Genomic DNA, 12,277 nt, shown 5'->3' with positions numbered 1-12,277 from the left:
CGTGCCGCTCATGGCACGCCTCAACCTCCGCGCGGCCGTCCCGGCGGCCGCGACCGCTCTGGCCCTGCTCACGCTGACGGCCCTGGTCCGCCTCGCCGGCTGGGCGCTCTCGCACGACCACGTCCACGACCCCGCCGCGGAGGGCGACGACGTCGGAGCGGCCCTGGGCGCCGAACTGGCCCACACCGCCCGGCGGATCCACGACCTGACGGGCCCGGCCGCGCTGGGGATCGTCGTGACGACGGCGGTCTGGGCGGCGCTGGCCGTGTGGCTGAACCGGCGCGACGGCGAAGCCTTGCGGTGAAGCCCTGGAGCGGGCCTCCCGGTGCGCCGCGCCGCGGGGGTCCGCGGAGGTCCGGGTTCAGCCCGCGAGCTTCTTCTTCAGTTCCGCGGCCTGGGGGCCGGAGTCCTGGGCCGGGATCTGCCAGCGGAAGGTCTTGCCCTCGCCGTCGGTGTAGACGAGGGTGCCGCCGCGCTGGCGCTCGTTGATGTCGAAGGCCCGCGCGCGCCACTTGGTGGTGCCGGCGGGGATGGGGCCGCTGGCGTCGTAGCCGCTGAGGAAGACGTTCGCGGCGTTGCCGTCGCCCGCGCCGACGGCCTTGCCGTCGGCGGACACCCACTGCCAGCCGCCCCGCTGGGCGGGGGCCGTCTCGGCGACGGCCGACGCCGAGGTCGGGCGGTCCTTCACGGACACGACGACGAAGAGGCCGTTCGTGGGCTTGTCGGCCATCGCCTTGGCCGCGTAGACGACGCTGGTGGGCGTCACTTCGAGGCGGCCGGCGCCGCCCGATCCCACGGTCGGGGCGGCCTCGCCCATCGGCTGGACCCCGCGCTCGGGGCTGTCCCCCGTGGTGGCCGAGGAGGCTGCGGCGTTCGCGGGCGACTTGTCCTTCGTCTCGGTGCCGCACGCGGTGAGCGGCAGCGCGGCGACGAGGCAGACGGCTATGACGGTGCTGGTGCGCATGTATCCCCTGAGGTCTGAACGGACCGGCGAAACGTACCGCCGGTAACAAGCCCTCCGGGGCAGGTCTGTTCGAATCGTGACCACTCCGCTATCACCCCGCGACCCACGGAACCGTCGCTACCGCTATGCAGAAAAGCCTCACCCCGGCCCTTACCGGACCGGGGTGAGGCTCGCTATGTCGTGCTGTGTTCCGTTACGCCCGGGGCTACTTGGCCGCGGCCGTCTTCGGCGCCGGAACGGCGTGCGGGGCGCACGTCACGTCCTTGGCGTCGACCTTGCCGTCGAGGAGGTAGGCGTCGACCCTGGAGTTGATGCAGGGGTTGACGAGGCCCGTGACGCCGTGCGAGCCGGCGCCCTTCTCGGTGATCAGGCGCGAGCCGCGGAAGCGCTTGTGCAGCTCGACGGCGCCGACGTACGGGGTGGCGGCGTCACGGTCGGCCTGCACGATGAGGGTCTGCGGCAGGCCCTTGCGCGTGGTGACCTCGACCGGCGTCTGCTGCGGGGCCTTCCAGGTGGCGCAGGGGAGGTTCATCCAGGCGTTGGCCCAGGTCATGAACGGGGCCTTCTTGTGGATGCGGGTGTTGTCCCGGTCCCACTTGTTCCAGCTGGTGGGCCACTTGGCGTCGGCGCACTCGACCGCGGTGTAGACCGCGTTGCTGTTCTCCTTGTCGATGTTGCCGGCCTTGTCCGCGAGGTTCGGGCCGGCCTCCTCGATCAGCGGCTTCTCGTCACCGGCGACGTACTTGCTCCACGTCTCGGCGACCGGCACCCAGGAGGAGTCGTAGTAGGCGGCGCTCTGGAAGAAGTTGATCAGCTCGGCCGGGCCGACGACCCCGCCGATGGGCTTCTTCTTGGCGGTGGCCCGGATCTTCTCCCAGCCCTTCTGGACCTCGGCCTGGGTCTTGCCGAGGTGGAAGACGCTGTCGTACTTGGCGACCCACGCCTCCCAGTCCTTGAAGCGGCCCTCGAAGGCGACGTCCTGCTCCAGGTTCGCCTCGTACCAGATGTTGTCCGTGGCCGGGTTGACGACGCTGTCGACGACCATGCGGCGGACGTGGGACGGGAAGAGGGTGCCGTAGACGGCGCCCAGGTAGGTGCCGTACGAGACGCCCAGGTAGTTCAGCTTCTTCTCACCGAGCGCGGCGCGCACGACGTCGAGGTCGCGGGCCGTGTTCGGGGTGGTGAGGTACGGCAGCAGGTCGCCGCTGCGCTCGGCGCAGCCGTCGGCGTACTGGCGGGCCAGCTTGCGCTGGGCGCGCTTGTCGGCCTCGCTGCCGGGCACCGGGTCGGCCTTGGGGGCGGAGACGAACTTCTGCGGGTCGACGCAGGAGATCGGCGCGGAGTGGCCCACGCCGCGCGGGTCGAAGCCGACGAAGTCGTAGGCCTTCGCGGTCTTGGCCCACAGCGGGCTCTTGGTCGTGATCCGCTTCGGGAAGCGCATGCCCGAGCCACCGGGGCCGCCCGGGTTGTAGATCAGCGAGCCCTGGCGCTCGGCCGAGGTGCCGGTGGAGCGCGCGCGGTCCACGGCTATCTCGATCTTCCGGCCGTCGGGCTTGGCGTAGTCGACCGGGACGGTCACGAAACCGCACTGGATCGGCTTCTCCAGGCCCCAGGCGGCCGGGCAGTCCTGCCACTTGATGCCGGTCTTGGCCGCGCGCTCGGCGGCTATGCGCACACCGCGCGCCTCGGCGGCGCCGCCCGGCACGCGCTCACCGGCGCTGGCGGCCGGGGCGGTCAGAAACCCGGCCACCAGCGCGCCGGTCACCAGAGTGCCGGCCGCGCCGAGTATGGATGTAGCTCTCACGTAGGAATCCCCCTGCTGGGTGCGCCGCTTGGAGCGGCGTGATCGCAATGCACTGCTGGCGGGGATCCTTCCGTCTCCCATGCCACATAGGACAGGTCGCACGGGTGTTTCTTTACTAATTCGTAAGGATGACGTCACAAAAAGCGGCACACGTGCCGCTGTTCATCACTCCTGCTCCCAAATACCCCCATCGCGGCATTCCCCGGCAAACTCCCCCCATCCCCGCTCCAGGGCCCCGCGCAGCTCCAGACCGTCCCGCGCCACCGCGGCCACCACCGCGGCCGGGCCCGCGAGCGGCATCAGCGCGGCGCCCTCGCCCAGCGCCCGGGACGTCATCGGACGCGCCTCGAAGGCCGGGTCGACGACGAGCAGTTGGCCGGCCGCCCGGAGGCCGCCCAGGACCGCCCCGCCGTCCCAGCCGGGCACCCCGGGCCCGTACGCCAGCTCCTGGTCGTACAGCACCCGCCCGGCCCGGAGGACGGTCAGCCGGGACCGGAGCCGCCCCGGCTCCTCCCCCGCCCGCCCGAGGATCTGCTCCTCCCGCAGCGCCAGCCGGGCCGTCGGCGCGAGCTCGACGCGGGTGGTGGCCCGCAGATCGCTGCCGCGCGCGGAGATCAGCGGCTCCGGCAGCCAGCGCAGCGTGGCACCGTCGCCGACCCGGATCCGGGTGTCGTACGTGGCCGGTTCGCCGGTGCGGCCGGGCAGGGCGAGGGTGGCGGCTGTGGTGGTGAACGTCAGCGCCGTGCCGTCCCCGGCCTCGGCGGTGAGCGCGAGCCGGTCACCGCCCAGCGGCGCGCTCATCGCCCCGACGAGCGCGACCCGCGCCCCCGGTCCGTACGGCCGCAGCCTGCGCAGCGCGAACGGGCCCGCGCCGTCGAGGACGGGCAGCGCCGTGCCGCCCCGGCCGTCCGCGGCGGCGACGATCCGGGCCGTCGCCCGGAGTCCGGCGCCGGGGCCCGTCACGGCTTGACGGCCCAGTCCGCGAGCCGCGCGCGCACCCACTCGACCACCGGTGCCACGCCGCCCTCGGTGACGAGGGAGGTGAAGGCGACGGGCAGGTCGCCGCGCTGCGCCTTCGCGTCGCGCGCCATGCCCGCCAGGTCGGCGCCGACGTAGGGGGCGAGGTCCGTCTTGTTGACGACGAGCAGATCGGCGGTGGTGACGCCGGGGCCGCCCTTGCGGGGGATGTCGTCGCCGCCCGCGACGTCGATGACGAAGATCTGCGCGTCGACCAGGCCCTTGGAGAAGGTCGCCGTGAGGTTGTCGCCGCCGGACTCGACGAGGATCAGGTCCAGCGGGCCGACCGCGTCCTCCAGGTCCTCGACGGCTTCGAGGTTGGCGGAGATGTCGTCGCGGATCGCGGTGTGCGGGCAGGCGCCGGTCTCCACGGCGGTGATGCGCTCGGGCGGCAGCACGGCGTTGCGCAGCAGGAACTCCGCGTCCTCACGGGTGTAGATGTCGTTGGTGACGACCGCGAGCGAGAGGCCGTCGCGCAGTTCGCGGCAGAGCGCGGCGACGGTCGCGGTCTTGCCGGATCCCACGGGCCCGCCGAGACCGATGCGCAGGGCGCGGCGGGTGCCGTCGGGGCGGTGGGGGTCGGCGGCGCTGTAGGTGTGCCGGTGGGGGAAGGCGTCGGCGTGGTCGAGGTGCACGGGGGTCTCCCAGGGGTCGGGTGAGGTGGGTGGGATCGGGGCCGGGGTCGCGGACGGGAGGGGCCGGGTGTCCGCCGCGTACGCCCGCTACGAGGCGAAGAGCCGTACCGGCCAGGCCGCGTGCTGCTCCGCCATGAGGTCCAGGAGCGGCGCCGAGGCCGCCGGGAGGGCGTCCGGGCCCTCACTCAGGGCCCGCCGCGCGGCCTCGGCGGCCCGGGCCGCCACATGATCGAGTTCGGGCGCGAGGCGGGCCAGCACGGCCGTCGCGTCGAACGGGTCGAGGCCGAGCAGCCGTACGGCCGCCGTGGTGGCGCCGCTGACCGTCTCGTGGCCGGCGGCGAGGGCGGCGTCCGGCGGCCCCAGGCCCGCGGCGCGCGCGGCGAGGCCGAGGACGACCGGCTGGTGGGCGCCGCGCGGCCGGGCGGCGGCCAGGGCGTCCAGTTCGGGCGACGGCCAGGTGGCGCGGGCGGCGCGCATCAGCTGGCGGCCGAGCCTGCGGGCCGCGGTCCGCAGGGCGGGCGCGGGGGTGCGGGCGTCGGCGGCGTCGTCCAGGCCGAGCGGGTCGGCGCCGGCGGCCGCCGCGGCGGCGAGGGCCGCCGCCGTCAGCCCGGCCGTGTGCAGGCGCCCCCGGCAGAACTCCTCCAGCGTCCGGGCGTCGTGGATCCGCCCGGCCCGGACGGCCGCCTCGGCGCCGCCGGAGTGCGCGTGGCCGCCGGCGGGGAACCGGCCGTCGGCGAGGACGAGCAGCGCGGCGCGGGCCCCGGCGGACGCGGAAGCCGGTGCCGGTACGGGCACGGGTACGGGTACGGGTACGGCCGCCGGCGCGGGCGCGCCGTACAGGACGCCGTGAGGAAGACCCATCAGTCCCCCATCAGAAGAGGAAGTAGCGCTGGGCCATGGGCAGTTCCGCCACGGGGTGCGGGTCGACGGGATCGCCGTCGATGGAGACGGTGAAGGTGTCGGGGTCCACCTCGACGCGCGGCCGGGCGTCGTTGTTGCGCATGTCCGCCTTGGTGAGGCCGCGGGTGCTGCGTATGGGGACGAACCGCTTGCCGAGGCCGAGCCGCTCGGGCAGGCCGTCGTCCAGGGCCCACTGGGTGGTGAAGTTCAGCGAGTTGGCGGCCGGGGCCCTGCCGAGGGCGCCGAACATGGGGCGCGGCAGCACCGGCTGCGGGGTGGGGATCGAGGCGTTGGCGTCGCCCATCTGCGCGTACGCGATCTGCCCGCCCTTGAGCACCAGCAGGGGGCGGACGCCGAAGAAGGCCGGTTCCCACAGCACGAGGTCGGCGAGCTTGCCGGACTCGACGGAGCCGATCTCGTGGTCGAGGCCCTGGGCGACGGCCGGGTTGATGGTGTACTTGGCGACGTAGCGGCGCGCCCGCCTGTTGTCGGCCGGCCCGTCGCCCGGGAGCGCGCCGCGCCGCCGCTTCATGACGTGGGCGGTCTGCCAGGTGCGCAGCACGACCTCGCCGATGCGGCCCATGGCCTGCGAGTCGGAGGAGATGATCGAGATGGCGCCGAGGTCGTGCAGGATGTCCTCGGCGGCGATGGTGCCGGGCCGGATGCGGGACTCGGCGAAGGCGAGGTCCTCGGGGACGGCCGGGTTGAGGTGGTGGCAGACCATCAGCATGTCGAGGTGTTCGTCGACGGTGTTGACGGTGTGCGGGCGGGTCGGGTTGGTCGAGCTGGGCAGGACGTTGGCCGCGGAGACGACCGTGATGATGTCGGGCGCGTGCCCACCGCCCGCGCCCTCGGTGTGGTACGCGTGGATGGAGCGGCCTGCTATGGCGGCGAGGGTGTCGCCGACGAAGCCCGCCTCGTTGAGGGTGTCGGTGTGGATGGCGAGCTGGGCGCCGCTCTCCTCGCACACGGCCAGACAGGCGTCGATCACGGCCGGGGTCGCGCCCCAGTCCTCGTGGATCTTGAAGCCGACGGCCCCGGCGCGCAGTTGGGCGCGCATGGAGTCGTACGAGACGGTGTTGCCCTTGCCGAGGAGGCCGATGTTGACGGGGTACCCCTCCATCGCCTCGAACATCCGGGCGAGGTGCCAGGAGCCCGGGGTGACGGTGGTGGCCTTGCTGCCCTCGGCGGGGCCCGTGCCGCCGCCGACGAGCGTGGTGACGCCGGAGGCGAGGGCCTCGTCGGCGAGCTGCGGGCAGATGAAGTGGACATGGGCGTCGACGGCGCCCGCGGTGAGGATCCGGCCGTTGCCCGCGATGACCTCGGTCTCGGGGCCGATGACGAGGTCGGGGTGGACGCCGTCCATGGTGTCGGGGTTGCCGGCCTTGCCGATGCCGGTGATCCGGCCGTCGCGGATGCCGATGTCGGCCTTGACGACGCCCCAGTGGTCGAGGACGACGGCGCCGGTGACGACCGTGTCGGGGGCGCCCTCGGCGCGGGTGACGCGGGACTGGCCCATCGACTCCCGGATCACCTTGCCGCCGCCGAAGACCGCCTCGTCGCCGGCGTGGCCGGGGCCGCCGCTGCGGTCCTCCTCGATCTCGACGAACAGATCGGTGTCGGCGAGCCGGATCCGGTCGCCGGTGGTCGGCCCGTAGAGCTCTCCGTAGGCGGCGCGGCCGAGCTCAGTCATCGAGCGGCCCCCCGCACTCGCCGCGCAGCCCTTCGACGACGCGCTTGCCGCCGATGGGCACGAGCTCGACCTCGACGGGGATGCCGGGCTCGAAGCGCACGGCGGTGCCGGCGGCGACGGAGAGCCGCTTGCCGTGCGCGGCGGCACGGTCGAAGACCAGGCCGGGGTTGGCCTCGGCGAAGTGGTAGTGGGAGCCGACCTGGACGGGCCGGTCGGCGGCGTTGAGGACGGTGAGCCGGGTGCGCGGCAGTCCTTCGTTGAGGCGTACGGGCGCGTCGGCGGCCAGGATCTCGCCGGGAATCATCGCGGTGCCCCCGTCAGCCGATGGGGTCGTGGACGGTGACGAGCTTGGTGCCGTCCGGGAAGGTGGCCTCGACCTGCACCTCGTGGATCATCTCCGGGATGCCCGCCATGACCTGGGCCCGGGTGAGCACCTTGCGGCCGGAGGACATCAGCTCGGCCACGGTACGTCCGTCGCGGGCGCCTTCGAGGACGTGGACGGTGATGAGGGCCACCGCCTCCGGGTGGTTGAGGAGCAGCCCCCGGGCACGGCGCTTGTCCGCCACGTCGGCGGCCACATGGAGGAGCAGGCGTTCCTGCTCATGCGGGGAGAGTTGCATGGGTCCACCTCACTGACGAACCGGGGTCCCGGCCGAACGCACCAGGGGCACAGTCGAGTTCAACACACTGTTGACCTGGGGTTCTTCTTCCGGTGACCAGGGATTGCAGATTAGGGCGGAACCTTTTCCAACGCGTTAACTGACCCTTTGCACATCCATGGCCAGAGCTATCCCGCCCGCCCCGGTCCGGCGGAACGCCCCACGGAGCCGGCGCGGACACGGGACACTCTCACCCCACCCCTCTCCCCCGCCCGTCCCGCCCCGGGCGGAAGCGAAGTGATCGGCTGCCGTCTGCAACTACGGGATCTCCTGGGCCGGATCAACTCCGCACGCGCGCATGACACGTACGGCCGTCTACGGGCCGCGCAGACCTTGGTCGTCGCCGCCGCGCGGCCGCCGGACGCGCCCGAACCGGCGTTCGCCCGGGGCCGTCGGGAGTGGCGCGCGGTGCGCCCTGACGCGGACGGTGCCGGTGCCGGCCGGGGTGCGACGGGCGCGTCAGGGCGCCGTCCCGCTCACGCTCCCGCCCGCGCCCACGGCACCCGGGTCGGCGGGCGGATAAACACCGCTCCCGCAGACGCCGGACGGTGTCGTAGACGGCGCGCGGTGATCGATTTCAACCGGGCACGCACACCGCGCCGGAGCAGGTGCGACGGCCCGCAGGCCAGGACCTCAACAGGGGAACCCGGACATGATCAAATCGCCGCGTGTCCACCGGAATCACCCAGGAGTGATCAGGCTCACATACCTTTGGTTCCGCTCGGAATCCGTACCAGGGCTGCGCCAAGATCCGGTCGACGACAAGACCCCGCCATCCCGGCGGGGCGGTCCAGGCGGACGCCGAACCCCGCCGCTGTCTGGATGCCGGGTCGACCGAACGCATCGGTGGGGATGGAGGACCCAAGCACGGTGGGACGACCAAGAGTAGTGCGGTCGGCCCTTGGGGTGAAGCCGTTGACACGGCCGGGCAACCTTCGCCTGCCCGAACCCGACAGGTCATCCTTCACAGGCGGCTGACGAAGGGTTGGCACCATGGGCGCGCACAAACGTCCGTCAAAGCTCTCCAAGGCCGGCGCCGCCTCGGCCCTCACGCTCGCCGCCGTCGGCGCCACAGTGCTGGTACCGGGTGGCGCGGCCGACGCGGAAGCCTCGTCCGTCTCGACCCAAGCGCTGAGCATCGCGGCCTCGAAACAGGGCTCCCCCTACCAGTGGGGCGCGACCGGCCCCCACCGCTTCGACTGCTCGGGCCTGACGCTCTACTCCTTCAAGCGGGTCGGGAAGTCCCTGCCCCGCACCGCCGCCCAGCAGTACAACGGGACCAGCCACATCCCGCGCGCCGCCCGGGAACGCGGCGACCTCGTGTTCTTCGTCTCCGGCCGGGGGATCTACCACGTCGGGATATACGCGGGGAACGGCAAGATCTGGCACGCTCCCAAGACCGGCACCGTCGTCCGCCTGGAGCGGATCTGGACGAACAACGTCCTTTACGGCCGGGTGAACTGACCGACGACGGCCCCGCCCCGGCCCGCCCGGCGACCAGGCGTCGCCCCGGCCCCCGCGCGCCACGCGGGGGCCGGCCCCGGCGGGGCGGGGCCTCGCCCCGCGCCGCGGGGCTCAGCGCTCGGCGACGACCGACGCCGTCCAGGGCAGCGAGATCCAGACCGTCTTGCCGCCGTCCGAGGTCGGGGTGAAGAACAGCCTCCCGCCGTACTCCGCGGTGAGACAGCGGATGATGACCAGACCGCGGCCGTTGTCCTGCTGGACGGCCGCGGGCAGCCGGCGCGGGTAGCGCGGATGGCTGTCGGTGACGCCGATGCGCAGCTGCTGCTCCTGGTCGAGCCGGATGTCGACGGTGAAGGTCGGCGACTGGCCGCGGGTGTGCTGAACGGCGTTGGTGGCGAGCTCCGAGACGATCAGCCGTACGGTCTCCGCGGTTTCCGTGCCACCCGGCAGCCCCCAGTCCGCGAGCACACCCGCCACATAGCGGCGGGCCGTGGAGACCGAGGCGGGAGCGCTCGGCAGAGTGACGGTGGCTTCTTGATGGTCTGCCATGACCTGTCCCTTTCCCACCGAGACCGGGCTCCGACGCATCGCGTAGCGACGATTGCCGAAAGTGGAGAGCGGTTCTCGGACGGCTCTTCGCGACAGAGTGCCACTGATAACAGCAGTGATGGGAGCGATCCACCGAGATATGCATATATCTGTCGCCCGAAGCGGTGAACTCTGGGCCGGAAGACCGGATTTGGACGGCACACTGGTCTATCGACACCGACGTGACGTGTTCACCCCGTTCACCTCATTCACCTCGGGCGGTAGGGAGGGCAGATGCGATACGGACCCGCGGTACGCCGCCGCAAACTCGGTGCGGAGCTGCGCCGCCAGCGCGAGCTCGCCGGGCTGACGAGCCTGGAGGCCGCGCGTGCGGTGGGCTGGCACCAGTCGAAGGTCAGCCGGATCGAGACAGGCAGCAGCGGGGTGAAGTCCGCGGACGTCGCCCTGTTGCTGGACGCCTACGGAGTGACGGACCCCGAGCTGCGCGCCCTGCTGGGGGCGCTGTGCGGTGCCGGGTCGGCCGATGCCGAAGGCGCCCGCCGGGGCTGGTGGTACGCCTACCGCAATCTGCTGCCGTCCGCCTATCTGGACTTCATCAGCCTGGAGTCGGAGGCCTCGCGGTTACGGACCCTGGAGACCACGGTGGTGCCGGGGCTGTTGCAGACTCCCGCCTACGCCCGTGCCGTCACCCGCGCCGCCCTCCACGACCCACCGCCGGAACAGGTGGAGGAACTGGTGCGGGTGCGCATGGCGCGGCAGTCGGTGCTGCGGGGCAGGCAGCCGCTGGAGCTGTGCGCGGTGCTGGACGAAGCGGTGCTGCGCCATGAAGTGGGCGGACGGCAGGTGATGGCCGGGCAGTTGCGGCACCTGGTGGAGACGGGGGCGCAGCGGCATGTGCGGCTGCATGTCCTGCCGTTCACCAGTGGTGGCCATCTCGGCATCACCGGACCTTTTGTTATCTTCTCATTTCCGCGCATTGCTGATCTGGATGTGGTTGTTCTCGACCACTTGACGAGTAGCCTCTACTTGGAGCGGAAAGAAGACCTCCGGGCGTACGCCACGGCATTCACCACGCTTCAGGCGCACGCCCTCTCGCACGAGAAGTCGTTGGAATTCATCGCCGGGATCAACGACGGCGCGTAAGGAGGCACCATGTCCGCAATGCCTCGGTACGTTCCCTCTACACCGACCCTGGGCGCCGCAGCGTGGCGGCGCAGCAGCTACAGCACCGGAATGAACAACTGCGTCGAGACGGCGGAGCCCGCCCCGGGGTTCCTGGCCGTGCGCGATTCCAAGCGCGCGGCGGGCCCCGCCCTGCTGTTCACCCCGACGGCCTGGTCGGCGTTCGTCGGAGGGCTGAGCGAAGGGGTGCTCCGCCCCCTCGCCGGTCACTGAGCGAGCGGCTCCGGGCACCTCAGGCGGCCGGCGCGGTCCTCACGACCGTGGCGGCCGCCTCTTCGATCTGCCGGTCCGACAGGTCCGCGCGGGCGGTGAGCCGCAGCCGGGAGACGCCGTCGGGCACGGACGGCGGCCGGAAGCAGCCCACCGCGAGCCCCTCGGCCCGGCAGTCGGCCGCCCAGGCGACCGCGGCCTCCGGTGACGGCGCCCGCACGGACACCACCGCGGCGTCGGGCCGTACGGACACCCGGCCCGCCGCCGTCACCGCGCCGTGCAGCGCGTCGGCCACGTACCGGGCGCGGGCCGCCCGTTCCGGCTCGCGGCGCAGCACCGCGAGGCTCGCGAGTGCGGCGCCGACGGCGGCCGGGGCGAGGCCGGTGTCGAAGATGAACGTCCGGGCGTTGCTGACGAGGTGGCGGATCACCCGGGCGGGGCCGAGGATCGCGCCGCCCTGGCTGCCCAGCGACTTCGACAGGGTGACGGTCGCGACGACGTCCGGGGAGCCCGCGAGGCCCGCGGCGTGGACGGCGCCGCGGCCGCCGGCCCCGAGGACGCCCAGCCCGTGCGCGTCGTCGACCAGGAGCGCGGCGCCGTACGCGCGGCAGGCGTCGGCGAGGGCGGCGAGCGGCGCGGCGTCACCGTCCACGGAGAAGACGGAGTCGGTGACGGCGAGCGCGGGACCCCCGTGGGCCTCCAGCGTCTTGCGCACCGCCTCCGGGTCGGCGTGCGGGACGACGGCCGTGCCGGCGCGGGCGAGCCGGCAGCCGTCGATGAGCGAGGCGTGGTTGCCCGCGTCCGAGACCAGCAGGGTGCCGGGCCCGGCGGCGTCGGCGGGGGCCGCGAGCGCGGTGACGGCGGCGAGGTTGGCCGCGTAGCCGGAGGAGAAGACGAGCGCGGCCTCGAAGCCGCAGAAGTCGGCGAGCTCCGTCTCCAGGCGGGCGTGCAGTTCGGTGCTGCCGGTCACCAGCCGGGAGCCGGTCGCGCCGGCGCCCCAGCGGCGGGCGGCCTCGGCGGCCGCGGCGGTGACCTCGTGGTGGCGGGTGAGGCCCAGGTAGTCGTTGCCGGCCAGGTCGATCAGGGGCGAGTCGGCGGGGCGCGGGCGGAGGGTCCGCACCAGCCCGGCGGCGCGGCGCCGCGCGTGGTGCCGGTCGATCCAGTCGAACGGGTCCTGAGCCAGCGGAGCCATCTGCCGCC

Annotated in this window: 14 protein-coding genes and 1 riboswitch; of the genes, 4 read left to right on the top strand and 10 right to left on the bottom strand. The window is 73.2% G+C overall.

Translation table 11 applies throughout. The features are described 5' to 3' along the window. Positions 1 to 10: 10 nt before the first annotated feature. The gene (locus SMD11_RS28845) at positions 11 to 304 is read left to right on the top strand and encodes a hypothetical protein (RefSeq protein ID WP_159395370.1); all 294 of its coding nucleotides are present in this window, start codon (positions 11 to 13) and stop codon (positions 302 to 304) included. A 57-nt stretch (positions 305 to 361) separates the two neighbouring features. On the opposite strand, the gene SMD11_RS28840 is transcribed toward SMD11_RS28845, so the two are convergent. From SMD11_RS28840 to SMD11_RS28805, 8 genes are all read right to left on the bottom strand, one after another. After that, entirely contained in the window at positions 362 to 964 is a 603-nt protein-coding gene (locus SMD11_RS28840) for a hypothetical protein (RefSeq protein WP_087929231.1), read from the bottom strand. A 205-nt stretch (positions 965 to 1,169) separates the two neighbouring features. After that, positions 1,170 to 2,768, bottom strand: a complete 1,599-nt coding sequence (locus tag SMD11_RS28835) for an alpha/beta hydrolase (RefSeq protein ID WP_234366198.1) — start codon at positions 2,766 to 2,768, stop codon at positions 1,170 to 1,172. A gap of 165 nt (positions 2,769 to 2,933) precedes the next feature. Further along, positions 2,934 to 3,731, bottom strand: a complete 798-nt coding sequence (locus SMD11_RS28830) for an urease accessory protein UreD (RefSeq protein ID WP_234366197.1) — start codon at positions 3,729 to 3,731, stop codon at positions 2,934 to 2,936. Beyond that, entirely contained in the window at positions 3,728 to 4,420 is a 693-nt protein-coding gene (ureG, locus tag SMD11_RS28825) for an urease accessory protein UreG (RefSeq protein WP_087929228.1), read from the bottom strand. Before ureG ends, SMD11_RS28830 begins: the two co-directional genes overlap by 4 nt. 87 nt (positions 4,421 to 4,507) lie before the next feature. Then, complete coding sequence (locus SMD11_RS28820) at positions 4,508 to 5,281, bottom strand: urease accessory protein UreF (RefSeq protein WP_087929227.1); 774 nt, start codon at positions 5,279 to 5,281, stop codon at positions 4,508 to 4,510. 10 nt (positions 5,282 to 5,291) lie between these two features. Further along, a complete protein-coding gene (locus SMD11_RS28815) occupies positions 5,292 to 7,013 on the bottom strand; it encodes an urease subunit alpha (RefSeq protein ID WP_087929226.1) in 1,722 nt (573 codons plus the stop codon). After that, positions 7,006 to 7,317: an urease subunit beta gene (locus tag SMD11_RS28810; RefSeq protein ID WP_087929225.1), complete on the bottom strand. Its 312-nt coding sequence runs from the start codon at positions 7,315 to 7,317 to the stop codon at positions 7,006 to 7,008. Before SMD11_RS28810 ends, SMD11_RS28815 begins: the two co-directional genes overlap by 8 nt. 13 nt (positions 7,318 to 7,330) lie before the next feature. After that, on the bottom strand, positions 7,331 to 7,633 hold the full coding sequence (locus SMD11_RS28805; RefSeq protein ID WP_087929224.1) for an urease subunit gamma: 303 nt from the start codon (positions 7,631 to 7,633) through the stop codon (positions 7,331 to 7,333). Between the two features lie 828 nt (positions 7,634 to 8,461). Next, positions 8,462 to 8,661, top strand: a riboswitch (cyclic di-AMP (ydaO/yuaA leader). Between the two features lie 4 nt (positions 8,662 to 8,665). Here SMD11_RS28805 and SMD11_RS28800 point away from each other — a divergent pair. Further along, positions 8,666 to 9,136, top strand: a complete 471-nt coding sequence (locus tag SMD11_RS28800; RefSeq protein WP_087929223.1) for a C40 family peptidase — start codon at positions 8,666 to 8,668, stop codon at positions 9,134 to 9,136. A 111-nt stretch (positions 9,137 to 9,247) separates the two neighbouring features. Here SMD11_RS28800 and SMD11_RS28795 read toward each other — a convergent pair whose 3' ends face one another. Continuing rightward, complete coding sequence (locus SMD11_RS28795) at positions 9,248 to 9,685, bottom strand: ATP-binding protein (RefSeq protein ID WP_087929222.1); 438 nt, start codon at positions 9,683 to 9,685, stop codon at positions 9,248 to 9,250. A gap of 273 nt (positions 9,686 to 9,958) precedes the next feature. Here SMD11_RS28795 and SMD11_RS28790 point away from each other — a divergent pair, with 273 nt between their 5' ends. Then, positions 9,959 to 10,828, top strand: a complete 870-nt coding sequence (locus SMD11_RS28790) for a helix-turn-helix domain-containing protein (protein ID WP_087929221.1) — start codon at positions 9,959 to 9,961, stop codon at positions 10,826 to 10,828. A gap of 9 nt (positions 10,829 to 10,837) precedes the next feature. Continuing rightward, the gene (locus tag SMD11_RS28785; protein ID WP_087929220.1) at positions 10,838 to 11,080 is read left to right on the top strand and encodes a DUF397 domain-containing protein; all 243 of its coding nucleotides are present in this window, start codon (positions 10,838 to 10,840) and stop codon (positions 11,078 to 11,080) included. Between the two features lie 19 nt (positions 11,081 to 11,099). Here SMD11_RS28785 and SMD11_RS28780 read toward each other — a convergent pair whose 3' ends face one another. Further along, the gene (locus tag SMD11_RS28780) at positions 11,100 to 12,269 is read right to left on the bottom strand and encodes an 8-amino-7-oxononanoate synthase (RefSeq protein WP_087929219.1); all 1,170 of its coding nucleotides are present in this window, start codon (positions 12,267 to 12,269) and stop codon (positions 11,100 to 11,102) included. Between the last annotated feature and the right edge of the window lie 8 nt (positions 12,270 to 12,277).

It is taken from the genome of Streptomyces albireticuli, from assembly GCF_002192455.1.
Classification (GTDB): domain Bacteria; phylum Actinomycetota; class Actinomycetes; order Streptomycetales; family Streptomycetaceae; genus Streptomyces; species Streptomyces albireticuli_B.
Note: the sequence above shows the minus strand (reverse complement) of the source record. Positions and strands in the feature narration are given on the sequence as shown.

What these genes read in the sequence shown, in the direction of transcription:
- SMD11_RS28845 (WP_159395370.1), top strand. Translation starts at nt 11, where the DNA reads ATGGCACGCCTCAACCTCCGCGCGGCCGTCCCGGCGGCCGCGACCGCT.
- SMD11_RS28840 (WP_087929231.1), bottom strand. Translation starts at nt 964, where the DNA reads ATGCGCACCAGCACCGTCATAGCCGTCTGCCTCGTCGCCGCGCTGCCG.
- SMD11_RS28820 (WP_087929227.1), bottom strand. Translation starts at nt 5,281, where the DNA reads ATGGGTCTTCCTCACGGCGTCCTGTACGGCGCGCCCGCGCCGGCGGCC.
- SMD11_RS28815 (WP_087929226.1), bottom strand. Translation starts at nt 7,013, where the DNA reads ATGACTGAGCTCGGCCGCGCCGCCTACGGAGAGCTCTACGGGCCGACC.
- SMD11_RS28810 (WP_087929225.1), bottom strand. Translation starts at nt 7,317, where the DNA reads ATGATTCCCGGCGAGATCCTGGCCGCCGACGCGCCCGTACGCCTCAAC.
- SMD11_RS28805 (WP_087929224.1), bottom strand. Translation starts at nt 7,633, where the DNA reads ATGCAACTCTCCCCGCATGAGCAGGAACGCCTGCTCCTCCATGTGGCC.
- SMD11_RS28800 (WP_087929223.1), top strand. Translation starts at nt 8,666, where the DNA reads ATGGGCGCGCACAAACGTCCGTCAAAGCTCTCCAAGGCCGGCGCCGCC.
- SMD11_RS28795 (WP_087929222.1), bottom strand. Translation starts at nt 9,685, where the DNA reads ATGGCAGACCATCAAGAAGCCACCGTCACTCTGCCGAGCGCTCCCGCC.
- SMD11_RS28790 (WP_087929221.1), top strand. Translation starts at nt 9,959, where the DNA reads ATGCGATACGGACCCGCGGTACGCCGCCGCAAACTCGGTGCGGAGCTG.
- SMD11_RS28785 (WP_087929220.1), top strand. Translation starts at nt 10,838, where the DNA reads ATGTCCGCAATGCCTCGGTACGTTCCCTCTACACCGACCCTGGGCGCC.
- SMD11_RS28780 (WP_087929219.1), bottom strand. Translation starts at nt 12,269, where the DNA reads ATGGCTCCGCTGGCTCAGGACCCGTTCGACTGGATCGACCGGCACCAC.